We start from the raw sequence: 24276 nt of genomic DNA, 5'->3' as shown, positions 1-24276 counted from the left end.
AGTTTCCGCGCGATTTGACCCGGCCCCGGCCGGGCGCTAGACGATACCGACGAACGGCGACGGTCGCAGAGGATGGCGAACCGGCCGGATAAGGGAGCCAGGGGCGTATGGACTCATTCGAATTCAACAAGGTGCTCGGCGCCCTGCTCGGAACGGCTTTCGTGGCCTTCTCGATCTCGATCGTGTCGGACTCGATCTTCGCCTCTCCGGTCCCCGAGAAGCCGGGCTTCGCCATCGAGGCGGCCGAAGAGGGCGGCGCGGGCGAAGGCGGCGGCGAAGCCGCCCCGGCCGAGACGCCGATCGCCCAGCTGCTCGCGGCCGCCAATGCCGAGGCGGGTGCGGCCGTGTTCAAGAAGTGCGCCGCCTGCCACACCGCCGACAATGGCGGCCCCAACAAGGTCGGCCCCAACCTCTGGAACATCGTCAACCGTCCGATCGCCTCGCATGAGGGCTTCGCCTATTCGGGCCCGATGAAGGAATTCTCGCAGGGCGGCTCGGTGGTCTGGGACTTCGAGCACCTCAGCAACTTCATCACCTCGCCCAAGGGCCTGGTGAAGGGCACCGCCATGGGCTTCGCCGGCATCAAGAAGCCTGATGAGCGCGCCAACCTGATCGCCTATCTGCGCACGCTGTCCGACAGCCCGGCACCGCTGCCCGAGGCTGGCGCTGCCCCGGCCGCCACGCCTGCTGCCGCCCCGGCCGAAGGCGCCGCTCCCGCCGCTCCGGCGGAAGGTGCAGCCCCCGCACCGGCCGCCAAGTAGGCAAATCATCGCTTCGCATCTTGAAAAAGCCGGGTTTCGCCCGGCTTTTTTGTTGCCTGACGAAAACGTGCGATGACAATCGCACGGCGTGTGGTTTCCATGCGCCCAATTGAATTAGAGTGTTCCGAAACACCGAAGCCAGGGGATCGCAATGAAGGCATGCCTGAACAGGACGATTGCAGCGGCGGGGCTTGCCGCGCTGCTTGTCTCGGGCACCCTCCCGCCGGCCTCAGCCGCCGACCCCGGCTGGCACACCAGCTCGTCACTGATCGGCACGTCCAAATATGGCGACGACTTCAAGCGCTACGACTATGTCAACCCGAACGCACCCAAGGGCGGCACGCTGAACACGACTACCGCCGGCACTTTCGACAGCTTCAACCCCTATATCGTCCAGGGCAATCCGGCTGCCGGCTTCGCCGGGTTCGGCGGCGGTCTGCTCTACGACACGCTGATGGAACAGTCCGTCGACGAGGGCAGCGTCAGCCATCCGCTCGTCGCCGAAGCCTACAAGTATCCCGATGACTTTTCGTCGGCGACCTACCGCCTCGACCCGCGCGCCAAGTGGCACGACGGCAAGCCCATAACGGTCGAGGACGTCATCTGGTCCTTCACTGTGCTGAAGGCCAACAGCCCGCTCTACAACAAATACTACGCCAACGTGACCGAGGCGGTCGCGACCGGCGAGCGCGAGGTGACGTTCCGTTTCGACCAGAAGGGCAATCGCGAGTTGCCCAAGATCATGGGCGACCTCGTCGTCCTGCCGAAGCACTGGTGGGAAGGCACCGATGCCAATGGCAAGAAGCGCGACATCGGCCGCCCCACGCAGGAGCCGCCGCTCGGCTCCGCCGCCTACAAGATCTCAAGCTTCAAGGCGGGCACGGAGATCGTCTGGGAGCGCGTGCCCGACTATTGGGGCGCGCAATTGCCGGTGAAGATCGGCCGCGAGAACTTCGACAAGCGGCGCTTTACCTATTTCCTTGACGACAATGCCGCCTGGCAGGCTTTCGGCAAGGGCGGCTTCCAGGATTTTCGCGCGGAATCGAGCGCCAAGCGCTGGGCAACCGAGTATAATTTTCCGGCCATCCAGGCCGGCGACGTCACCAAGTCCGAGTATCCGACGACGTCGGGCCAGCCGATGCAGGCTTACGTGATGAACACGCGCCGCCCGCTGTTCGCGGATCCGCGCGTGCGCAAGGCCATCACCATGGCTTTCGACTTCGAGACCATGAACCGCACGCTGTTCTACGGCTCATACACACGCACCGACAGCTATTTCGAAGGTGGAGAGCTGGCCTCGAGCGGGATTCCGCAAGGTAAGGAACTCGAGATTCTCGAACCCTTCCGCGACAAGCTGCCGCCCGAACTTTTCACCCAGGAGTTCAAGCTGCCGGTCTATGACACGCCGCAGGCCGGTCGCGAGAACCTGCGCGCTGCGGTGCAGATGTTCAAGGAAGCCGGCTGGGTGAATCGCGGCGGCAGGTTGGCCAACGAAAAGACCGGGGAGCAGTTCCGCATCGAATTCCTCGGCAGCGACCCGACCGACGAGCGCGTGGCCACGCCGTACATCGACAGCCTGCGCCGCCTGGGCATCGACGCCACGTTGCGCATCATCGACGAGAGCCAGTACATCAACCGCACCCGCTCGTTCGATTTCGACATGCTCGCGCTGTCGAGCTTCGCCCAGTCCCAGTCGCCCGGAAACGAGCAGCGCGACTTCTTCAGCTCCAAGGCGGCGGATACGCCAGGATCGCGCAATCTGGCCGGAATAAACAACCCCGTCGTCGACGCCCTGGTCGACAGGGTCATCTTTGCGACCGATCGCGACGATCTGATCGCGGCCACTCACGCGCTCGACCGCGTGCTCCTGTGGAACTACTACATGGTCCCGCAATGGCACCTCGGAAAGGTGCGCGCCGCCTACTGGAACAAGTTCGGCATTCCCGAGAAGCAACCGGGCTACATCGGCGTCGACATCGACTCCTGGTGGATCGACAAGGACAAGGAGGCCGCGCTCGCCGCCAAGTACAAGGGGGTCAATTGAGAACGCGCCTGCCCCGCCGCGACTTCCTGGCGCTGGGTGTCGCGGCGGCTGGCCTGCCCTTGCTGCCGGGCCGGTCCTTTGCCGCCAGCCCCGCCGGCACCGGCCTGCACGGGCTTTCGGCATTCGGCGACCTGAAATACGGTCCCGACTTCCCGAATTTCGACTATGTGAATGTCAATGCGCCCAAGGGCGGCACCTTCAACTTCTCGCCGCCCAGTTGGGTCCTCAACCAGAGCCCGCTGACCTTCAACACCCTCAACACCTTCGTCAGCCGGGGCGACAGCCCGCCGCGCATGGACATGTGCTACGATTCGCTGATGGTGCGGGCGCTGGACGAGCCGGACGCGATCTACGGCCTCCTGGCCAAGACCGTCACCATCTCGGACGACCACAACAGCTTCGATTTCGAGCTGCGCCCGGAGGCACGCTTCCACGACGGCACGCCCGTCACCGCCGAGGACGTTGCCTATGGCTTCAACCTGTTCAAGCGGGACGGCCATCCGAGCCTGCTGCTGCCGCTCAGCCGGCTGCAAGAAGCCAAGGCGGTCGACCCGGCAACGCTGCGGCTCACCTTCGACGGCAAGCAGTCGGACCTCAACATCCTGGACGTCGCGACATACCCCGTCCCCGCCAAGGCCTTCTTCGACGCCAATCCCTTCGACGCGTCGCAGCTCAAGGCGCCGCTCGGATCCGGCCCCTACAAGGTCGGCCGCTTTTCCGCCGGGCAGATGATCGAATTCGAACGTGTGCCGGACTATTGGGGGCGCGACCTGCCGGTCAACCGCGGCCTCTACAATTTCGACCGCATCCGCATCGAGTTCTACCAGGACAGGCAGGCCGCCTTCGAAGCCTTCAAGAAAGGCGACATCCATTATCGCCAGGAGGCCACCTCGCGCATCTGGGCGACGGGCTATGATTTTCCCGCCTTCAAGGCAGGCAAGGTCATCAAGCGGGAATTCCCGGGCGAGAAGCGGCCGATGATGCAGGCGACCGCGCTCAACCAGCGCCGCGAACGCTTCCGCGATCCGCGCATGCGCCGGGCGATCGCGCTCTGCTTCGACTTCGAGTGGACCAACCGCAACCTGTTCTACGGCGCCTATCAGCGCTCGCAGTCGACATTCGAGAAGTCGGACTTCCGCGCCGAGGGCCTGCCCTCGCCCGCCGAACTGGCGCTGCTCGAGCCCTTGCGCGGCAAGGTACCGGCGGAGGCCTTCGGCGAGGCGGTGCAGCAGCCGCCGTCCGACGGTTCGGGCCGCGACCGCAAGCTGCTCGGGCAAGCGTCGCGGCTGCTCGCCGAGGCGGGCTGGGCGCGCAAGGGCGGAAGCGTGCTCAACGCCAAGGGCGAAAGGCTGACGCTCGAGGTTCTGGTCGACGACGACATCTTCGTGCGCGTCTATTCTCCGTGGATCGAGAACATGCGCGCCATCGGCATCGACGCCTCGGTCCGCATGGTCGATTCGTCGCAATACCAGGCGCGCCAGGCGAGCTTCGACTACGACGCCATATCGACCGCAGCTTCGTTTTCCGCCACGCCCAGCCGCGACGAGCTCGCCGGCCTGTTCCATTCGAGCTCGGCCAGGCTGCAGGGTTCGACCAACCTGCCGGGCACGGCCGACCCTGCCATAGACGCGCTGGTCGACGCCGTGGGTGCGGCCAAGGATCGCGCAGCGCTGACGGTCGCCATGCGGGCGCTCGACCGGGTCTTGCGCGCCCGGCAAGACTGGATTCCAAATTGGTTTTCGGCGAATCACCGTGCCGCCTTCTGGGACATGTTCGGCTTCAAGGAGCCGAAGCCGGATTTCGGCTTCCCTATCGAGGCGATGTGGTGGTTCGACAAGGACAAGGCTGCACGTATTGGCAAGACCTGAGATTTCGGCGCGGTGCCCCACCCTCCCCCTTGTGGGGAGCGCAATCGCATTCGAAACGACCCCCACCCTTTATCCCTCCCCACAAGGGGTGAGACTGTGCGGCATGGCGGGCTCGCGCCAATCTGCAACGATTTTGGTGGGGGCGGCGAAATCGTCCCCCTCCCCCTTGTGGGGAGGGACCAGGGGTGGGGGTGCCTGCCTGCGCGACCTATCCGTGTCCCGCTCCCCGCAGCGAGAGGATACGCACTGATGGGCGCTTATATCCTCCGCCGCCTGCTGCTGATGATCCCGACCCTGTTCGGCATCATGGCGATATCGTTTGCCGTGGTTCAGTTCGCGCCGGGCGGCCCGGTCGAGCAGGTGATCGCCAAGCTGACCGGCCAGGGCGGCGACGCCGGCGACAGGCTGTCGGGCGGCGGCGGCGACGTCGGCGCGACCAACTTCGACCCCGCGGCCGGCGAGGCCACTTCGAAATACCGGGGCGCGCAGGGGCTGGACCCGGAATTCATCGCCAAGCTGGAGAAGCAGTTCGGCTTCGACAAGCCGCCGCTGGAGCGCTTCGGCCTGATGCTGTGGAACTACGCCCGCTTCGATTTCGGCGAGAGCTACTTCCGCGACATCTCGGTGCTGGACCTGATCCTGGAGAAGATGCCGGTGTCGATCTCGCTCGGCATCTGGATCACGCTCTTGTCCTACCTCATCTCGATCCCGCTCGGCATCCGCAAGGCGGTGAAGGACGGCTCGACATTCGACATCTGGACCAGCGGCGTGGTCATCGTCGGCTACGCGATCCCGGCATTCCTCTTCGCCATCCTCTTGATGGTGCTGTTTGCCGGCGGCTCGTTCTTCAACTGGTTTCCGCTGCGCGGCCTCACCTCCGAGAATTTCAGCGAGCTGTCGCTCGGCGGCAAGATCGTCGACTATCTCTGGCACGTCACGCTGCCGCTGGCGGCTCTCGTGCTGTCGGCCTTCGCGACCACGACCTTGCTCACCAAGAACTCGTTCCTCGACGAGATCCGCAAGCAGTATGTCGTCACCGCCCGCGCCAAGGGCCTGTCGGAACGGCAGGTGCTCTACGGGCACGTCTTCCGCAACGCGATGCTGATCGTCATCGCCGGCTTCCCCGGCGCCTTCATCTCGGCCTTCTTCACCGGCTCGCTGTTGATCGAGAACATCTTCTCGCTCGACGGGCTCGGGCTGCTCGGCTACCGGTCGGTGCTCGAGCGCGACTATCCGGTGGTCTTCGCCAACCTCTACATCTTCTCGCTCATGGGCCTGGTCGTCGGCCTGATCTCCGACCTCACCTACACCTGGATCGATCCCCGCATCGACTTCGAGCGGAGGGACGTCTGATGACGGCGATCGATACCGCAGCAGCGCCAGTCAGGCGCCCCCGGCTGTCGCCGATCAACCGGCGGCGCTGGCAGAACTTCAAGGCCAACCGGCGCGGCTACTGGTCGCTCTGGATCTTCCTGGTCCTGTTCGTGCTGTCGCTGTTTTCCGAGTTCATCGCCAACGACCGGCCGTTGCTGATCAGCTTCAAGGGCGAGTTCTTCTCGCCGATCGTGAGCGACTATCCGGAGGAGACATTCCTCGGCGCCGACGGCTTCCTGCCGATCACCGACTACCGCATGGCGGTGGTGCAGGAGGCGATCGCGGCCGATGGCTGGGCGATCTGGCCGCCGATCCGCTATTCCTACCGCACCACCAACAACGAGATTCCCGAGGCGGCCCCGGCCAAGCCGTCGTGGATGTACGCCAAGGACGTGCGCTGCCAGCGCTATGCCCAGGGCGTCGGCGATCCCAACTGCACCATGGGCAACTGGAACTGGCTCGGCACCGACGACCAGGCCCGCGACGTGCTCGCCCGCGTCATCTACGGCTTCCGCATCTCCGTCCTGTTCGGCCTGATCCTGACGGCCGGCTCGGCGCTGATCGGCGTGTCGGCAGGCGCGCTGCAGGGTTACTTCGGCGGCTGGACCGACCTTTTGTTCCAGCGCTTCATCGAGATCTGGTCGGCGATCCCGGTGCTCTACCTGCTGCTGATCGTGGCAGCCGTGCTGCCGCCGGGATTCTTCATCCTGCTCGGGCTGATGCTGCTGTTTTCCTGGGTGTCGCTGGTCGGTGTGGTGCGGGCGGAATTCCTGCGCGCCCGCAACTTCGAATATGTGAACGCGGCGCGCGCGCTCGGCGTGCCCAACCGCACGATCATCTTCCGCCACCTCCTGCCCAACGCCATGGTGGCGACGCTGACCTTCATGCCCTTCATCCTGAACGGCTCGATCTCGACGCTGACCTCGCTCGACTTCCTCGGCTTCGGCCTGCCGCCGGGCTCGGCCTCGCTCGGCGAACTGCTCAAGCAGGGCCAGCGCAACCTCAACGCGCCATGGCTCGGCCTGTCGGGCTTCGTGGTCATATCGCTGATGCTGTCGCTGCTCATCTTCGTCGGCGAAGCCACCCGCGACGCCTTCGACCCACGGAAGACGTTCAAGTGAGCGGGCGCCCATGGTATAATTTCTTGAGTTTTCTACCATGGAGCCGGACATGGGCATGAACATCAAGAGCGAAAAGGCGCAAAGGCTGGCGCGCCAGCTTGCCGAGGCTACGGGTCAAAGCATGACGGCGGCTGTCGAGCAGGCCCTCGAAGCCGAGCTGACGAGACTCAAGACCAATGACGACTACGCGATCCGCAAGGCGCGAATCAAAGAAATATTGAGGCGCTCTGGTCCTACGCCGGCGGGAGCAACCAGCGATCACTCGGACCTCTATGACGACGATGGCCTGCCAGCATGATCGTTGACGCGTCAGCCCTTCTTGCCATCCTCTTCGAAGAGCCCGAAGGCGACATCATGGAAGACAAACTCCTTGCGCCTCGGCAACCTCACGCAATCTCTCCGGTCAACTATCTCGAGGCCGCGGTGAAAGCAGATGGCCTGAAGGACACCAGGAAAGGCGCTGAACTGGACAATCTGCTGGCCGACTTCGGCATCGAAATCGTCCCGGTCACCCCCGAGCAGGCCCGCCTCGCCCGCGAGGCCTACCAGAAATTCGGCAAGGGCAACCACGCTGCCAAGCTCAACCTGGGCGACTGCTTCGCCTATGCGCTGGCCAAGGCGCGGCGCGAGCCGCTGCTGTTCAAGGGCGAGGATTTCCGCATGACCGACATAGAGGCCGCCATTTGACCTCCCCGCTGCTTTCCGTCCAGGACCTCTCGGTCGCCTTTTCCAGCGGCGGCCTGACGACGACGGCCGTCGACCGCATCTCCTTCGACATCGCCAAGGGGGAGACGCTGGCGCTGGTCGGCGAATCCGGCTCGGGCAAATCGGTCTCGGCATTGTCGGTGCTGAAGCTCCTGCCCTATCCGCCGGCGAGCCACCCCACGGGCCGCATCCTGTTCGACGGGGAGGACCTGCTCTCCCTGGACGAGAAGGCGCTGCGCAAGGTCCGCGGCAACAAGATCACCATGATCTTCCAGGAGCCGATGACCTCGCTCAACCCGCTGCACACGATCGAACGGCAGATCGTCGAGGTGCTGTCGCTGCACCAGGGCATGGGCGACAGGCAGGCGCGGGAACGAACCCTCGAACTGCTCGAAGAGGTCGGCATCCGCGAGCCCCAAAAGCGGCTCGACGCCTATCCGCACCAGCTGTCGGGCGGCCAGCGCCAGCGCGTGATGATCGCCATGGCGCTCGCCAACGAGCCCGACCTGCTGATCGCCGACGAACCCACCACGGCGCTCGACGTGACGGTGCAGGCGCAGATCCTCGAGCTGCTCGCCAAGCTCAAGGCCCGCAAGGGCATGTCGATGCTGTTCATCACCCACGACCTCGGCATCGTCCGGCGCATCGCCGACCGGGTCTGCGTCATGACCAAGGGCCAGATCGTCGAAAGCGGGCCGACCAAGGAGATCTTCGCCAATCCGCAGCACGGCTACACCAGGCACCTCCTCGCGGCCGAGCCGAAGGGCAAGCCTCCGGCGGCGAACGCGGCGGCCAGGACCGTGATGTCGGGCGCGGAGGTGAAGGTCTGGTTCCCGATCAAGCAGGGCTTCTTCCGCAAGACCGTCGACCATGTGAAGGCGGTGGACGGCATCGACGTCGCCGTGCGCGCCGGCCAGACGGTCGGCGTGGTCGGCGAATCGGGTTCCGGCAAGACGACGCTCGGCCTGGCGCTCACCCGCATGATCTCGTCGAAGGGCCGGATCGACTTCGACGGCCGCGAGATCGACAAGCTCAGCTTTAACGCCATGCGTCCGCTGCGGCGCGAATTGCAGATCGTCTTCCAGGACCCCTACGGTTCGCTCAGCCCGCGCATGTCGGTGGCCGACATCATCGAGGAAGGGCTCAAGATCCATGAGCCGCGGCTCACCACCGACGAGCGCGACCGCCGCGTGGTGGAGGTGCTGCGCGAGGTGGGCCTCGACCCGGAGACCCGCTTCCGCTACCCGCACGAGTTCTCCGGCGGTCAGCGCCAGCGCATCGCGATCGCGCGCGCCATGGTGCTCAAACCGCGCTTCGTCATGCTCGACGAGCCGACGTCGGCGCTCGACATGAGCGTGCAGGCGCAGGTGGTGGACCTGTTGCGCGACCTCCAGGCCAAGCACGACCTCGCCTATCTGTTCATCAGCCACGACCTCAAGGTGGTGCGGGCACTGGCCAACCACGTCATCGTCATGCGCAACGGCAAGGTGGTCGAGGCCGGATCGTCCGAACAGATTTTCGAGCGGCCGCAAACCGACTACACTCGGGCGCTGATCTCGGCGGCGTTCAAGATCGAGACCGCGCCGACCGGCGTGGTCAGCGAATAGCAGGGCATGAAGCACATGGCGGGCAAGGGCAAAATCCTTCTTTCGATCACCGGTTTCAACCCGCAACGCTGGTACGAGATGCTGTCCGAAGATCGCGAGGTGGTGCTCGAACCGGACGGGCCGGCCGACCCCACGATCGAATATGCGGTGGTGTGGAAGCAGAAGCCCGGCGTGCTCGCCAAGCTGCCCAATCTCAAGGTCATCTTCTCGATCGGCGCCGGCGTCGATCATGTCTTCGCCGATCCGAACCTGCCCCAGGTGCCGATCGTGCGGGTGGTCGCCGACAATCTGACGCAGTACATGACCGAATACGTGCTCTGGCGCGTACTCGACCATCACCGCCAGGGCCAGCTCTATCGCGCCCAGCAGACGAAGAAGATCTGGCACGAGCCGCCGCAGCGCCCGGCCGAGGACATATCCGTCGGCATCATGGGTCTGGGCAATCTCGGCCGCTCCGCCGCCCGGGCGCTCACCGCCGTCGGCTTCCACGTCAACGGCTGGAGCCGCCGGCCGCAGGAGTTGCCGGGCGTCGCCACCTTCAGCGGCGATGCCGGACTGGTCCCCTTCCTCAACGCCACGGACATCCTCGTCGTGCTGCTGCCGCTGACGGAGGCCACCAGGGGCATCGTCAATTACGGCCTGCTCAAGGAACTGCGGCGGCGCAACGGGCTGGGCGGGTCCGTGCTCATCAATGCCGGGCGCGGCAGGCTGCAGCGCGATGCCGACATCCTGCGGGCGCTCGACGACGGCACGCTGAAGGAAGCGAGCCTCGACGTCTTCGAGGTCGAGCCACTGCCCAAGACCAGCCCGCTGTGGGCGCATCCGAAGGTGTTCGTGACGCCGCACGCAGCCGCGACCTCGGACCCGGCGCACCTTGTCGCGCCGATGCTCAATCAGATGGACGCCTTCGAGCGCGGCGGCCCGCTCGAGCATGTCGTGGATCGCGAAGCGGGGTATTGAGGCGGAATTTCCTTCTCCTCGTTTACGGGGAGAAGGTGGCCCGAAGGGCCGGATGACCATGCCCACTCTCAAAATGTTCGCACTGCCCCTCACCTGCCTGCCGGTATCCTCTCCCGTGAACGGGGAGAGGAAAGCGGCTAAGGCCGCCGGAACCCCGTGGGCCCGCCATAGAGATAGCCGATGCGGGCAATCGCCTCGCGCAGGCCCTCGCGGGCGACCGTCATCGTGTGCCCGTTGGCATGGATCATGTTCGCCGCGTCGGTCATGATCGCGACATGGCCCTTCCAGAACACCAGGTCACCGCGGCGCAGCGCCGAATGATCCGGGCCCGGATCGAGCGGGGTGCCCAGGGCCCCGGCCTGCATGTCGGAATCGCGCAGCACGTCGCGTCCGGCCATGTGCATCGACAGCTGCACCAGTCCGGAGCAGTCGATGCCGAAGGCGCTGGAGCCGCCCCAGAGATAGGGTGTGTCGATCAGCCGCTCGGCCACAGAAACGAAGTCCTCGGCAACCGTGCCGATTGGCGCGAGGTGCTGCAGCACCATCGCCTCGCCCGACGGCAGGAGGCCGTAGCGCGTGCCGCGCGTCTCGGCCTCGCCCGTGACGGTCACCCGCGAGCCGAGCGACAGGGCGCGGACGCGCGGCAGCTTCATGTCCGGGCCAGGATAGACGAAGCTGCGCGGCGCCGTCACCACATGGGTCGGATCGGCGGCGCGCGGGGCGAGGTCGGCCGCAGACACATAACCGACATAGCCGTCGCGCTCGGCCTGGAGCCAGGCAAAGCCTTCGGCCTCGTCGAACACCAGCACGTCGTCGCCGCAGAGCAACTGGGTGTTGAGCCCCGCATCCGGCCGAGGCGCCCTGCGCACGTCGGCAACCGGTGCGGCGACGCGGGCCGGCCGGCCGGCAACGAAACGCTCGGCCGAGACCTCCCCTTCGAGGCGGGCATCTGCAAGGTCGGGGCGGAAGGCATGGAGGCGGTTGTCGCGGGCAGTCAAATCGGCAGCTCCTTGGCTTTGGCGATGATAGCATCGCCCAGACGCTCGACATAGAGAGCGCCCTCCACCGTGCGGCGGACGAGCACGTTGCGCTTGTCGAGTTCGTCGCGGTGGCGAGACACCAGCTTGAGCGCGCCCATGGTGTCGAGGGCGCGGGTGATGACCGGCTTGCTGACGCCGAGCCTGGCGGCCAGCCCCCGCACCGTGTGCGGCGGCGGGTCGAGATAGATGGTCAAAAGGATCGCCATCTGGCGCAGGGTGAGGTCGGGCGCGTCGTCACGCACCTCGGACAAGGCAAACTGCTGCAGCAGCCTCAGCGACTGGCTCGGACGCAACGCGATCGGCATGGCGCCAGCATCCACGGCAATTGTTTCGGTTCCGTTTCATTCAAGGACGGAATCTTGGCGAAGGCAAGGCGTGAAGGGTTTCCCCTGGACCGCTGCGCCTCCGTTTCGACAGGTTCGATGGTCGGCGCTCAATGCACCCCCACCCCTAACCCCTCCCCACAAGGGGGAGGGGAACCTTGCGGCACGGTCGCCCAGGCCAGTCTTCGACGATGTTGATGGCAATGGCGGTGAAATCAACCCCTCCCCCTTGTGGGGAGGGGTTAGGGGTGGGGGTGACGGTCATCAGCGATGGAGGCGCTGCCGATCAGCCAAAGCGCGCCGCAATGACCCTTTCGAGCGCCCGGATCGCCTGGGCTTCGCCGCCGGCCGGGCCGTAGGCGCGGTCGGCCGGGTTCCAGGCAAAGATGTCGAAATGCGCCCAGTGCGCCGTCTTCTCGACGAAGCGCTTCAGGAACAGCGCCGCGATCACGGAGCCGGCGAAGCCGTCGGTGGTGACGTTGTTCATGTCGGCGACCTTGGACGAAAGCTTGGTGTCGTAGGGCTTCCACAAGGGCATGCGCCAGATCGGGTCCTCGACGGCAGCGGACGCAGCCGCCAGCTCGCCGGCGAGTGCGTCGTCGTCGGTGTAGAAGGGCGGCAAATCGGGGCCCAGCGCGACGCGGGCGGCGCCCGTCAGCGTCGCCATGTCGACCAGCAGGTCGGGCTGCTCCTCGTCGGCGAGTGCCAGCGCGTCGGCCAGCACCAGACGGCCCTCGGCGTCGGTATTGCCGATCTCGACGGTCAGCCCCTTGCGGCTCTGCAACACGTCGCCGGGGCGGAAGGCATTGGCCGAAATCGCGTTCTCCACCGCCGGGATCAGCACGCGCAGCCGGACGTCGAGCTTCGCCGCCATGATCATCGAGGCGAGGCCGAGGACATTGGCAGCCCCGCCCATGTCCTTCTTCATCAAAAGCATGCTGGACGCAGGCTTGATGTCGAGACCGCCGGTGTCGAAGCACACGCCCTTGCCGACAAGCGTGACCTTCGGCGCGGCTTCCGATCCCCAGGTCAGGTCGATGAGCCGCGGCGCGTCGGCCGAGGCGCGGCCGACGGCATGGATCATCGGGAAGTTCTTGTCGATCAGCTCGTCGCCGAGGGTCACGCCGACCTTGGCGCCATGGCTGGCGGCAAGCTTGCGCACGGTGGCTTCGAGGGCCGACGGCCCCATGTCGTTGGTCGGCGTATTGACCAGGTCGCGCACGAGGAAGATCGAGTCCGTCAGGCGGCTCAGGCGGGCGGCATCGGCGCCCGCGGGCAGGACCAGGCCCACATCCTTGCCCGGCTTCTTGCCGTAGCGGGTGAAGACATAGCCGCCGAGCGCCACGCCGAGCGCCGCAAGCTCGGGCTGCGCCGGCCGGGTGGCGAAGTGCCAGTTGCCCTGCGGCAGGCTTCGGGCGAGCGCGCCGAAACCGAGGCCGTTCTCGCGCTGGCCGGTACCGAACAGGACGCCGGCGAGGTTGCCGTCGGTGCCCGGAACCGCGAGCACCTTGCCGGCATCGCCGGCAAAGCCGTTGGCCTGCGCCCAGGCAAGGACCGACGGCGCCAGCCCGGCGCTTTCCAGGCCATCCTTGGCGACGAGGTGGATCGGCAGGGAATCGGCTGTTTTCTCGTCGAGCAGTTCGACCGGCATTTCGGCTTCCTTCGATATCGGACGGGATGGGCCGCTAGGCGGTCTTAACCATCCGTTAGGGTTAACAGATTATTTCTCCAAGGCGGGGAAATGGCCGGCAAACGGCCACGCGGACCAATGGAGACCCGTCGCCGATGTTGACCAATCGCTCGATGAACGCAACGGGAAAACGCCTCGCCAGAACGGCTTTCCTCGCCCTGCTGGCCGCCGGCGTGGCCGGTTGCGGAACCAGCAAGATGACCACGGGCTCGATCTCGCGCCAGGCCAACACGGCGGAGGCTGCGGCGCCGGGCGACCTCCAGGGCGCGGCCGACCAGCTCGGCCGTACCTATGCCAGCGCGCCCGACAACAAGCCCGTGGCGATGCAGTATGCCTCCGTGCTGCAGATGAAGGGGCAGACCGACCAATCGCTGGCGGTGATGCGCAAGCTTGCCATCGGCTATCCCAAGGACCGCGACGTACTCGCCGCCTACGGCAAGGCGCTGGCCGCCTCGGGCGAGCTGCAGCCCGCGCTCGACGCGGTGCGGCGCGCCCAGACGCCGGAATATCCGGACTGGAAGCTGGTGTCGGCGGAAGCCGCCATCCTCGACCAGCTGGGCCAGACCCAGGAGGCGCGCGGCCTTTACCGCAAGGCGCTGGACCTCAAGCCCAACGACCCCAGCGTGCTTTCCAATCTCGGCATGTCCTATGTCCTCGAAGGCGACCTCAAGTCGGCCGAGACCTACCTGCGGTCGGCCGCCGAGCAGCCCGGCGCCGACGGCCGCGTGCGCCAGAACCTCGCCCTGGCGGTGGGGCTGCAGGGCCGCTTCGACGAAGCCGAGAAGATCGCCAGCCAGGAGCTTCCGCCCGAACAGGCGCAGGCCAATGTCAGCTATCTGCGCGCCATGCTGGCGCAGCAGAATGCCTGGAACCAGATCAAGGCCGAAGACAAGCCGACCACCAACTGAACGGGCATCGCCCGATACGAGCAAGGCCGCGCCTGACGACGCGGCCTTTTGCGTTTCCACATCCGCCTACTCGCTGCTCGACTGCTGGTCGCCGAAGACGCCGCGCTGGCTGACCTGGATGCCGGCCGGGCCGAGGATGACGGCGAACAGCACCGGCAGGAAGAACAGGATCATCGGCACGGTGAGCTTCGGCGGCAGGGCGGCCGCCTTCTTCTCGGCGGCATTCATGCGCATGTCGCGGCTTTCGCTGGCAAGAACACGCAGCGCATGGGCCACGGGGGTACCGTAGCGCTCGGCCTGGGTCAGCGCCTGCGTCACCGACTTGACGGTCTCCAGCCCGGTACGGGAAGCGAGGTTCTCATAGGCGACACGGCGCTCGGACAAATAGGAGAGCTCAGCGTTGGTGAGCACGAACTCCTCGGCGAGGTCGACCGACTGCGAACCGATCTCGTCGGCGACACGGCGCAGCGCGGCCTCGACCGACATGCCCGACTCGACGCAGATCAGCATGAGGTCGAGGGCGTCGGGCCAGGCCAGCTGGATCGACTGCTTGCGCTTGGTGGCGCGGTTGTTGACGTAGAGCACCGGTGCGTAGAAGCCGCCATAGGCAGCCAGGATGCAGACGAAGAGCTTGACGAAGAGTGGCTTGTCGGCGAAGCCGCCGAGCAGGAAGACGTAGACCGCCGCCAGAGCGAAGCCGACGAAGGGAAGCACCAGGCGGAAGAACAGGAAGCGCGTCAGCGGGTTCTGGCCGCGGAAACCGGCAACCTTGAGCTTGTTGAGCGTGCCCTCGTCGACGAGTGCGCGACGCAGGTCGAGCCTTTCGACGATGTTGCGCATGCCCACCGATTGCTCTTCGCGCAGCCCGGCGCGGCGACGGCCCGTCTCGGCCGCGAGGCGCGCACGCTGCCTGGCGCGCAGTTCGTCGCGCTCCAGCGCCACCGCCTTCATGCGTCCCTTGAGGGGATTTCCGGTCAGCGAAGGCATGATCGTGAAGACAGTGGCGAACACCGCCACGCCGACCAAAAGGGCTATCAGGAATGAGGCGTCGGTAAATGCCTTGACGACCTGGTCGATCATGTCCGTCTAGACCTCGAAATTCATCATCTTGCGCATCACGAAGATGCCGATCGACATCCACACGCCCGAGATGCCCAGGATCAGGTTGCCGGTGCTGGTGACGAAGAGCGGCATGATGTAGTTCGGGCTCGACAGGTAGACGAGGAAGGCGACGATGATCGGCAGCGCGCCGATGATGGCGGCGGAAGCCTTCGCCTCCATCGACAGGGCCTGCACCTTGGCCTTCATCTTCTTGCGGTCGCGCAGGACGCGGGAAAGGTTGCCGAGCGCCTCGGAGAGGTTGCCGCCGGCCTGGCTCTGGATCTGGATGACGATGCCGAAGAAGCCGGCCTCCGGACAGGGCATGGTCTCGGTCATGCGCAGGGCTGCCTCGGGGATGGGCATGCCGAGCTGCTGCCCCTCGACGATGCGGCGGAACTCGCCGCGCACGGGCTCGGGCGATTCGCTGGCGATGAGGCGGATGCCGTCGTTGAGCGGCAGGCCGGACTTGACCGCGCGCACGATGATGTCGAGCGCGTTGGGAAACTCTTCGAGGAACTGCTTGACGCGGCGCGCGCGCCGGAACGCGACGAACCAGCGCGGCAGGCCGAGGGTCCCGGCAAGCAGGGCGCCGGGCAACAGGATGAGCGGCGCGCCGGCGAGATAGACGAGCACGGTGACGGCGAGGCCGCAGACGACCGAATAGACATAGAAGCGCTCGACCGTCACCTGCATGCCGGCCTGGCGGATCTGCACCCTGAGCGGCGGCTTCTTGATGTTGCGGTCCTTGGCCTTCTGCTTTTCCTCGAGCTCCTTGAGCGAGTCCTGGACGGACTTGCGCCGCTTGGCGACCTCGGCCGTCCGGTCGCGCGCAGCCTTGACCAGGGTGCGGTCCTGCTCGGTCTGCCGGACCGTGGACAGGCGGCGCTGGGTGTTGCTCTCGGCCTCGATGCGCTTGAACAGCAGGGCATAGGCCACCAGGCCGGCGCTGAGGCCGGCCAGGAGGACGAAGAGCAGGGTCGTGGGATCGAGGCCGAACATGGCGGCTAGCTCCTCGCCTCTCGCATGTCAGTCGGCACCCTTTTCCATGGCCTCCAGCGCAGCGGCGAGCCGCGCCTCCTCGCCATAGTAGCGGGCGCGGTCCCAGAAATGCGGCCGTCCGATGCCGGTCGACACGTGCTGTCCGAGCAGCCGGCCGTTCTGGTCCTCGCCCTTGATGTTGTAGAGCACCAGGTCCTGGGTGATGACGACGTCGCCCTCCATGCCGATCACCTCGGTGATGTGGGTGATGCGGCGCGAGCCGTCGCGCAGGCGGGCGGCCTGGATGATGACGTCGACGGAGCCGACGACGATCTCGCGCACGGTCTTCTGCGGCAGCGAGTAGCCGCCCATGGCGATCATCGATTCCATGCGGCTGAGGCATTCGCGCGGGCTGTTGGAGTGGATCGTGCCCATCGAGCCGTCGTGGCCGGTGTTCATCGCCTGGAGCAGGTCGAACACCTCGGGTCCGCGCACCTCACCGACGATGATGCGCTCTGGCCGCATGCGCAGACAGTTCTTGACCAGGTCGCGCATCGTCACCTCGCCCTCGCCTTCCAGGTTGGGCGGGCGTGTTTCGAGGCGGACCACATGCGGCTGCTGCAACTGCAGTTCGGCCGAGTCCTCGCAGGTGATGATGCGCTCGTCGCGATCGATGTAGTTGGTCAGGCAGTTGAGCAGCGTCGTCTTGCCCGAACCGGTACCGCCGGAGATGACGACGTTGCAGCGGACGCGGCCGATGATCTTCAGCACCTCGGCGCCCTGCGGCGAGATGGCTCCGAACTTCACCAGCTGGTCGAGCGTCAGCTTGTCCTTCTTGAACTTGCGGATGGTGAGCGCGGTGCCGTCGATGGACAGCGGCGGGGCAATGACGTTGACGCGCGAACCGTCGGGCAGGCGCGCGTCGCAGATCGGCGAGGATTCGTCGACGCGCCGGCCGACCTGGCTGACGATGCGCTGGCAGATGTTGAGCAGTTGCTGGTTGTCGCGGAAACGGATCGAGGTCTGCTCGACCTTGCCGTTGACCTCGATGTAGACCTGCTTGGCGCCGTTGACCATGATGTCGGCGATGTCGTCGCGCGCCAGGAGCGGCTCCAGCGGCCCGTAGCCCAGCACGTCGTTGCAGATGTCCTCGAGCAGTTCCTCCTGCTCGGCGATCGACATCGCGAAGTTCTTGATCGCGATGATGTCGTTGACGATGTCGCGGATTTCCTCGCGCGCGCTGTCGGGATCGAGCTTGGCGAGCTGCGACAGGTCGATCGTGTCGATCAGCGCGGAAAACACCTGGCTCTTGGTGTCGTAGTAGCTTTCGCTGCGTTCGCGATGCGCCCGGCGCGGTTCGTGCAGGGGCGGCATTTCCACGCGCCTCACAGGTGCAGCGGGCACCGGCATCGGTGCCGGCGCTGCGGGTCGCGGGGCCGTAAGCGTGTCGGCGGGCGCCACAGCGGATGCCGGCTCCGGCGCCAGCGGGCGAAATGCCGGCGTCTGGCGGCCGCCGTCGTCGGAACCCCTTCTACCAAACATGGTCGACCAACGCCTCCGCTGCGCGCACTATTTCTTGCGTGACTTGAGCCGACCGAGGATCGCCCCAAGCCCCGACTGCTTGCGCATCTTCGCCTCGGAGCGGCCGGTCAGGATGTGGGCGATCTCGTTGATCGACTGGACGACCGGGCTCTTGGCATCCATCTCGCCGAGCATGCGGCCGTTGTTGGCCGCGTTGCCGAACAGCAGCGGCTCGAACGGGATCACCGAGATCGGCTGGATGCCCAGCGGCTCGGCGAAATCGGCCGCCGATATCTCCGGCCGCTTCGGCACGCCGGCCTGGTTGAGGATGAGCCGCGGCGCCGGGTCGTTGGGACGCAGCCGCTTCAGCATGTCGATCAGGTTCTTGGTGTTGCGCAGGTTGGCCAGTTCCGGCGTCGCGGTGATCACGACCTCGTCGGCGCGGGTCAGCGTGGTCTTGCTCCAGCCGCTCCAGACGTGCGGCACGTCGAGGACGATCAGCGGCGCGCTGCGCTGGGCGGTGTCGATGATCTGCGAGAACGCCTCGGGATCGAAGTCGTAGACGCGCTCGAGCGTGGAAGGCGCCGCCAGCAAGGACAGGTGCTCGGCGCATTGCGCGAGCAGGCGGTCGAGATAGACCTCGTCGACGCGCTCCGGGGCGAACACGGCTTCCGCGATGCCCTGCGCGGGATCCTGGTCGAAATTGATGTTGGCGGTGCCGAAGGCGAGGTCGAGATCGGCGACGACGACGTCCGACTTGAACAGCGTCGACATGCTCCACGCAACGTTGTGCGCCATGGTCGAGGAGCCGACGCCGCCCTTGGCGCCGACAAACGCGATCGAGCGGCCGATCGGCTCGGCCTCGGGATCGACGAAAATCGAGGAGATGACGCTGACGATGTCGGCCGTCGTCACCGGCGCAACGACATATTCGGAAATGCCGGAGCGGATCAGCTCGCGATAGAGCGCCACGTCGTTGTAATGGCCGATCACGACCACCTTGGAACTCGGGTCGCAGAATTCGGCCAGTTCGTGCAGCCCTTCGAGCAGGCCTTTCGGCTCGCGGCGCGATTCCAGGATGATGAGATTGGGTGTCGGCGCGCCACGATAGACGTCGATCGCCGTCTCGATGCCCCCCGTGTGCACCTTGAGGTGTGCCTTGGCCATGCGCCGGTCTTCGCCGGCCCGGGCGATCGGTCCGGCGACGCTGTCGGACTCGCAGAAGGCCTGGATCGAAATGCGCGGCACCGGCCGCAGCACCTGCATCAGTGCCATGTCCTGCTGCGATGGTTCGGAGCCGTCGGGCTGGGGATCGTAGGCCAGGTTGCTCATCTTGCCGTTCTTCCCATGGCTCAGTAATTGACTTCCGAGTTGTCGACGAACTCGCCAGGTATCTTGCGCGCGCGGTAGGCATCGATCACCGCGCTGCGGTTCTCGGCATCGATCTCGCTCGGCTTGCGCGGCCCGAGCAGGTCGGCCGGATTGGCGATCTGGGCTGCCAGGTTGTTCTGGTAGGAACAGCCGAAATTGGCGTAGTGCTTGTTTTCGGCCGTGTTCAGCACGTCTTCGGGCCAGCTGCCGCAGCGGCCGGTCTGGGCCCGCATGGCCACATAGGAGACGCGGACCGGCGACGGGGCGTCGGCATAGGTCGCCTGGTAGCTCGAGATCGTGATCCGGTTCTTCGGCACGCCGTTGACGATCGCCACGCGCGTCAGCGCCTTGGCGGCGGCGTTCGCCGCGCCGTCGTTCGCGGCGCCCGCCGGCACCATGATCCTCAGGGGCGGCGCTGTGCGACGGTCATAGCCGTCGAGGAAGCCTTCGAAGGTGAGCCTCTGCCCCTTCGAAATGCCGCGATCGTAGATTCCGACCGGGATGTCGAGCGTCTGGTTCTTCTCGGCGATCACGATCGGATGGTTGGTGCGATAGTCGTCCGGGATCGAACCGACGGTGATGCTGTCGCGGCTGGCGCAGCCAGCGACGAGCGCCACGGCCGCGACCGCCAGCAGGGGGCGAAGGAAACGCGCGGCCGCCTGGCCCTGCCCGGTGGCACGCGTGGCGACGTATACTGCCTGAGACATGCGCCTATCCCCACTCACTTGTAGATGAAGCCGACCACGCCGTGGTAGCGGCCCATCGGCTTGTCCGTTTTCATGGTGCCGTAGACACGGTTGACGCGGCCGAGGAACATGCCGGCGCCGTCGCTCGCGGCGTTGAAGTTGTCGTCGGGCCTGGCCAGGTCGTTGCGCGCCACCGGACGGGCCAGATAGGGCGTCACGATGATGACCAGCTCGCTTTCGTTGCGGACGAAGTCGCGGCTGCGGAAGAGCGTGCCGAGCACCGGGATCTTCGACAGGCCGGGCAATCCGTTGACGGCCTGACGAACATCGTCGCGCACCAGGCCTGCGATCATCATCGAGCCGCCGGACGGCAGCTCGACCGTCGTGTCTGCCAGGCGCTTGCGGATCGACAGCGCCGTCATGCCCGGCGCGTTGAAGCGTGATCCTTTGGCAAAGCCACCCGAGAGTGACACGGATCCTTCCGTCGTCGGCTCCGACACCTGCGTCCTGATCTTGAGGCTGATGCGCCCGGGCGAAAGCACGACCGGCTGGAACTCGAGGCCGATGCCGTAGTCGATCTTCTCGATCGAGTAGGTCCGGCCGCCGCTGCCGCTGGCTTCCTGGTTGCTGACGATATTGAACTCGCCGCCAACCTTGAAGGTGGCCTTCTCCCCGGAAATGGCGGTGAGCGTCGGTTCGGCCAGGGTCTTCATGACGCCGGCCTGCTCCATGGCATTGACGTAGGCGTCGAGCATGGAGGTCCCGAGCGAAATCTGCGAGGCGCCCAGCGGCTTGCCCAGGCCGGGGATGCTGTCGCTGATCGCCCCCCAGCTGATGCCATTGCCGTCGCTGCCGCCGATCATGTTGACGCCGAGCTGCTTCATCACCGTGCGGCTGACTTCGGCCACGGTGACCTTCAGCATCACCTGATCCTCGCCGATGATCTGGAGCAGGTTGACGATCTTGCTCTTCTGGCGCGTCTGGTCTGGGTTGTCGATGTCAACGCCGCCGTTCTCGGAACCGCCGGTCGCGGTCTGCGAATACTGGCCCGTGGTCGCCTCGCCACCGGTGACGAAGATGGTCGCGAGATCGGCCGCGCGCTTGGCATCGAGCGGCGTCTCCACAGTCCCGGTGAGCACGACGTTGTCGTTCAGCAATTCGACGGTGATGTCGGAATTCGGGATGAAGCGCTTGAGATAGTCCTCGAGGCCGGCGACGTCGCGCTCGACCGCCAGGTCGAGGCTGACGATCTGCTCGCCATTGGGGCCGAAGACGAAGATGTTGGTCTCGCCGACCGACTTGCCGAACAGGTAGATGCGGCGCGCCGTGCGAGTGACGGCGTCGGCGACCGCCGGATTGGCGACGAGGATGTCGTAGGCATCGCTCGGCAGGTCGACGACCACCGACTTGTTGAGGCCGAGCTTGACCCGCTGGCTCGCGGTGTTCGCCCCCACCTTGGCGTCGGGCGCTGCCGATGCCGGCGCCAGGCCGAGGGAAAGCGGGGGGACGGCGAACGCAGCGAATGCGGCGACGGTTGCCAGAAGCCTGACGCTGGACTTCATTTCCTCGCTCCCGTTTCGGAAATCTCGCCGGACTTGATGAGGCGCACGGTGCCGCGCTTGCCGCTGCCGGAGATCAGGTAGTCGGCCTCGGCGAGGTTCTTTTCCTGGGTGTCGGCCACCGAGCGCAGCGCGAGCGTCAGCCGGTCGGCCATCTGCTGCGCCACCGTGATGATCTCCGCCTGCTGCGGCGTGAGCTCAAGGGTGGCGGTCTCGCCGACCTTGACCTTCTTGCCTTCCTCGTCCTCCTGGATCGCCTGGTCGATGGCCAGCACGCGGATGTTCTTGAGGATCGTCTCGGTGGTGAAGCCCGTGCCGGACTGGGCCGCGTCGGAGCGGCGGGTCATGATCACGTCGACATAGTCGTTGGGCAGGATGAAGCCGCCGGCCGACGTATCGGCCGAAATCGTCGTGGCGACGGCTCGCATGCCCGAAGGCAGGACCGCCGACATGAAGCTCTGGCCTTCGCCGATAAGCTTGGTCTTGCGCAGCGGCTCACCGCCGTACATGGCAAGGCGGGCCAGCGAATTCTTGTATTTTTCGAGCGCGTCCGGCTCGGTGGAACGGGTGATGAAATTGGGATTCACCGCATCGCTGGGCCAGGGCTGCCAGGCGATGTTGCCTTCGGTCGAACCGCCGATCGGGACGTCGCCGGTCAGGACCAGCACATCGGTCATGGCGAGCTGCGGTTGCTGCGGCCCGGCCTCGACGATCACCTGCGGGGGCGGCGCGGCCGACATGTTCTTGGCGACATAGCCCGCTCCCCCTGCCGCGGCAACAGCCACGCCAAGAATCATCAGTCGCGATGCTGCCATTGTCCGAACCTCGCCTCGGCATACCCAACAAGCCGAGGCGACTTTGCATAGGCAATCGTCAAATTATGGTTAATGCGGCCCTTACATACATGATTAATGATCCCTTACGCCGAGCGCGCGGAGATCACTGGCCCGTCAGCCGCTCCACCGCCCAGACCATGAGAGGCGAATTGGGATACGTGACCAGGCCGCCTATCCCCAGCGCGATGCCGTAGGGGACGCCGCCGGCTTCCTTGCAAAAGTTCCTGAGGAACATGTTCTGGCTGGTGATGTGGGACAGTGCGGAACTGCGGAAGGACAGGATCGCCAGCGTCAGCATCCCGCCGAATATCGCCGATGTGAGGAGATACTGCATCAGCGGCATCCCGAGCCCCATCCAGACGGCGGTCGCGGCGATGAGCTTGGCGTCGCCGCCGCCCATGCCGCCGAGCGCGAACATGGCGAAGGTGATGCTGAGCATCAGGGCGCCCGCGGCCAGATGCATGCCGATGTCGGTCCAGGCCATGCCGGCCAGCGGCGCGACGACGAGAAAGACGCCGAGCAGCAGCAGCGGCACCCGGTTGGCGATGGTCATCGACAAGACATCGGAGACCGCCGAATAGACCATGCAGAAGGGAAAAACGACGAGAACAAGAGCTTCAAGCATCGCCAAACCTTCCGACGGTTGGATCTGGTGTCCAAGCTTGAGCAATGGACGTTAAGCTTGGGTGAAACCCAGAGCCGAAAGGCCGTTCAAAACGGGAAAGGCTGCCTTTGGGCAGCCTTCCACGTTTTCGTCTTTGGAAACGGCCGCAGCCGCTATCAATTGGCAGTCGGCGCGTTCTGGATCGCCGTCGCCACGCCCCTGAACTTGGTGTCGAGCGCCGAGCCAACCAGGCCCGCGCCGGCGATGATGGCAACAGCGATGAGGGCGGCGATCAGACCGTATTCGATGGCGGTCGCGCCGGATTCGTCCTTCACAAAACGTGCGATGAGGTTAGACATCGTAAGCTCCTTGCTCCGTGTTACAGCACTTCCGTCAACATTTCTCTTGCCGTCGATCGGATGACTGCAACCTAGCGGGGAGCCGTTGCGATCGGCTTAAGAAACACCCTTACCGATTCCTTTCGGCCTCGGATGCCGTCGCGTGGTTAACCGTGAGCTAAGCTGAAAACTGGCCGGCCTCGGCGACTCGGAACCCTGCCAAACCGCCAGTTGCACCGACTTCGGGCCTTCCCCGGCCCTTTGCCGGCAATGGCAGGACGGCACGCCCCCCGGCGACCTGCCCACCTCACTTAACCCTTGCTTCACCAAAATCGTTCATCTTCCATTGAACAGTCGACACCGAGCCGTCCGAGAGGCGCCGCAATGGCACAGCCGACATATCTTTTCCTTGGGTCCGCCCTGATGGCGGCAGCCATCGTCGCTCCGCTCCAGGCGCTCGCCGGTTCGGGCATCGAAGTGACGATGAACCAGGCCAAGATCGTGCGGCTCGCCCGTCCGGCCGACACCATCGTCGTCGGCAATTCAGCCATAGCCGACGCCTCGGTGCAGGACGCTTCGACCATCGTGCTGACCGGCAAGGGCTTCGGGGTGACCAACCTGGTCGTGCTCGACTCCGACGGCAGTCCCATCGTCGACGAACAGGTGACGGTCGTCCGCCAGGCGGTCTCGTCGGTACGCATCTACAGGCGCTCGGAAATCCAGACGCTGTCGTGCACGCCCTACTGCGAAAGCTCGTACAAGAGCGACGCCGAGCGGATGTCCGAGAGCGAGATGAATGCCAGCCAGTAGCGCCGCGGCCCGAATTCCGGGCCGGCAAGGTTAGCGCCGGGTAAAGTCGCGGCTTAAGATTTTCAGCACCA

Annotated in this window: 23 protein-coding genes; 11 read left to right on the top strand and 12 right to left on the bottom strand. The window is 65.7% G+C overall.

Annotated elements, in window-relative coordinates; translation table 11 throughout:
• Positions 1-107 precede the first annotated feature (107 nt).
• From PV773_RS16455 to PV773_RS16415, 9 genes are all read left to right on the top strand, one after another.
• Entirely contained in the window at positions 108-761 is a 654-nt protein-coding gene (locus PV773_RS16455; RefSeq protein WP_347967388.1) for a cytochrome c family protein, read from the top strand.
• Between the two features lie 151 nt (positions 762-912).
• The gene (locus tag PV773_RS16450) at positions 913-2805 is read left to right on the top strand and encodes an extracellular solute-binding protein (protein WP_347967387.1); all 1893 of its coding nucleotides are present in this window, start codon (positions 913-915) and stop codon (positions 2803-2805) included.
• Positions 2802-4673, top strand: coding sequence for an extracellular solute-binding protein (locus PV773_RS16445; protein WP_347967386.1), 1872 nt, complete (start codon positions 2802-2804; stop codon positions 4671-4673). Before PV773_RS16450 ends, PV773_RS16445 begins: the two co-directional genes overlap by 4 nt.
• 249 nt (positions 4674-4922) lie before the next feature.
• Positions 4923-6026 carry a microcin C ABC transporter permease YejB gene (locus tag PV773_RS16440; protein WP_347967385.1) on the top strand — a complete coding sequence of 368 codons (1104 nt, stop codon included), beginning with the start codon at positions 4923-4925 and terminating at the stop codon, positions 6024-6026.
• The gene (locus PV773_RS16435) at positions 6026-7168 is read left to right on the top strand and encodes an ABC transporter permease (RefSeq protein ID WP_347967384.1); all 1143 of its coding nucleotides are present in this window, start codon (positions 6026-6028) and stop codon (positions 7166-7168) included. The genes PV773_RS16440 and PV773_RS16435 overlap by 1 nt, the downstream gene beginning before the upstream one ends.
• A gap of 49 nt (positions 7169-7217) precedes the next feature.
• Positions 7218-7466, top strand: a complete 249-nt coding sequence (locus tag PV773_RS16430; RefSeq protein WP_347967383.1) for a type II toxin-antitoxin system VapB family antitoxin — start codon at positions 7218-7220, stop codon at positions 7464-7466.
• Positions 7467-7522: 56 nt separating this feature from the next.
• On the top strand, positions 7523-7855 hold the full coding sequence (locus PV773_RS16425) for a type II toxin-antitoxin system VapC family toxin (RefSeq protein WP_347967382.1): 333 nt from the start codon (positions 7523-7525) through the stop codon (positions 7853-7855).
• A complete protein-coding gene (locus PV773_RS16420; RefSeq protein WP_347967381.1) occupies positions 7852-9480 on the top strand; it encodes an ABC transporter ATP-binding protein in 1629 nt (542 codons plus the stop codon). Before PV773_RS16425 ends, PV773_RS16420 begins: the two co-directional genes overlap by 4 nt.
• A gap of 15 nt (positions 9481-9495) precedes the next feature.
• Complete coding sequence (locus tag PV773_RS16415; RefSeq protein ID WP_347967481.1) at positions 9496-10440, top strand: glyoxylate/hydroxypyruvate reductase A; 945 nt, start codon at positions 9496-9498, stop codon at positions 10438-10440.
• Between the two features lie 137 nt (positions 10441-10577).
• Here PV773_RS16415 and PV773_RS16410 read toward each other — a convergent pair whose 3' ends face one another.
• The 3 genes from PV773_RS16410 to PV773_RS16400 all read right to left on the bottom strand — a co-directional run bounded on the left by PV773_RS16410 (position 10578) and on the right by PV773_RS16400 (position 13454).
• Positions 10578-11438 (bottom strand): NlpC/P60 family protein, encoded by an 861-nt coding sequence (locus PV773_RS16410; protein WP_347967380.1) that lies wholly within the window; start codon positions 11436-11438, stop codon positions 10578-10580.
• Positions 11435-11785 (bottom strand): MarR family winged helix-turn-helix transcriptional regulator, encoded by a 351-nt coding sequence (locus PV773_RS16405; protein WP_340036117.1) that lies wholly within the window; start codon positions 11783-11785, stop codon positions 11435-11437. Before PV773_RS16405 ends, PV773_RS16410 begins: the two co-directional genes overlap by 4 nt.
• A gap of 304 nt (positions 11786-12089) precedes the next feature.
• Complete coding sequence (locus tag PV773_RS16400; protein WP_347967379.1) at positions 12090-13454, bottom strand: leucyl aminopeptidase family protein; 1365 nt, start codon at positions 13452-13454, stop codon at positions 12090-12092.
• A 134-nt stretch (positions 13455-13588) separates the two neighbouring features.
• Between PV773_RS16400 and PV773_RS16395 the strand changes: the two genes are divergently transcribed.
• On the top strand, positions 13589-14401 hold the full coding sequence (locus tag PV773_RS16395) for a tetratricopeptide repeat protein (protein WP_347967378.1): 813 nt from the start codon (positions 13589-13591) through the stop codon (positions 14399-14401).
• A gap of 66 nt (positions 14402-14467) precedes the next feature.
• On the opposite strand, the gene PV773_RS16390 is transcribed toward PV773_RS16395, so the two are convergent.
• The 9 genes from PV773_RS16390 to PV773_RS16350 form a co-directional block, all read right to left on the bottom strand.
• A complete protein-coding gene (locus PV773_RS16390; protein ID WP_347967377.1) occupies positions 14468-15481 on the bottom strand; it encodes a type II secretion system F family protein in 1014 nt (337 codons plus the stop codon).
• A 6-nt stretch (positions 15482-15487) separates the two neighbouring features.
• A complete protein-coding gene (locus tag PV773_RS16385; RefSeq protein WP_347967376.1) occupies positions 15488-16501 on the bottom strand; it encodes a type II secretion system F family protein in 1014 nt (337 codons plus the stop codon).
• 27 nt (positions 16502-16528) lie between these two features.
• Positions 16529-18022, bottom strand: coding sequence for a CpaF family protein (locus PV773_RS16380; protein ID WP_347967375.1), 1494 nt, complete (start codon positions 18020-18022; stop codon positions 16529-16531).
• A gap of 27 nt (positions 18023-18049) precedes the next feature.
• A complete protein-coding gene (locus PV773_RS16375) occupies positions 18050-19333 on the bottom strand; it encodes an AAA family ATPase (protein WP_347967374.1) in 1284 nt (427 codons plus the stop codon).
• 20 nt (positions 19334-19353) lie between these two features.
• Positions 19354-20079, bottom strand: a complete 726-nt coding sequence (locus tag PV773_RS16370; protein ID WP_347967373.1) for a CpaD family pilus assembly lipoprotein — start codon at positions 20077-20079, stop codon at positions 19354-19356.
• A gap of 14 nt (positions 20080-20093) precedes the next feature.
• On the bottom strand, positions 20094-21620 hold the full coding sequence (locus PV773_RS16365; RefSeq protein ID WP_347967372.1) for a type II and III secretion system protein family protein: 1527 nt from the start codon (positions 21618-21620) through the stop codon (positions 20094-20096).
• Positions 21617-22432: a Flp pilus assembly protein CpaB gene (gene cpaB, locus PV773_RS16360; protein ID WP_347967371.1), complete on the bottom strand. Its 816-nt coding sequence runs from the start codon at positions 22430-22432 to the stop codon at positions 21617-21619. Before cpaB ends, PV773_RS16365 begins: the two co-directional genes overlap by 4 nt.
• A 124-nt stretch (positions 22433-22556) precedes the next feature.
• Positions 22557-23078 (bottom strand): prepilin peptidase, encoded by a 522-nt coding sequence (locus PV773_RS16355; RefSeq protein WP_347967370.1) that lies wholly within the window; start codon positions 23076-23078, stop codon positions 22557-22559.
• A gap of 155 nt (positions 23079-23233) precedes the next feature.
• On the bottom strand, positions 23234-23416 hold the full coding sequence (locus tag PV773_RS16350) for a Flp family type IVb pilin (protein ID WP_347967369.1): 183 nt from the start codon (positions 23414-23416) through the stop codon (positions 23234-23236).
• 363 nt (positions 23417-23779) lie between these two features.
• Here PV773_RS16350 and PV773_RS16345 point away from each other — a divergent pair, with 363 nt between their 5' ends.
• Positions 23780-24205: a pilus assembly protein N-terminal domain-containing protein gene (locus PV773_RS16345; protein ID WP_347967368.1), complete on the top strand. Its 426-nt coding sequence runs from the start codon at positions 23780-23782 to the stop codon at positions 24203-24205.
• The last annotated feature ends 71 nt before the right edge of the window (positions 24206-24276 follow it).

Origin of the sequence: Mesorhizobium sp. CC13, from assembly GCF_039907765.1 — a bacterium.
Classification (GTDB): Bacteria; Pseudomonadota; Alphaproteobacteria; order Rhizobiales; family Rhizobiaceae; genus Aminobacter.
Note: the sequence above shows the minus strand (reverse complement) of the source record. Positions and strands in the feature narration are given on the sequence as shown.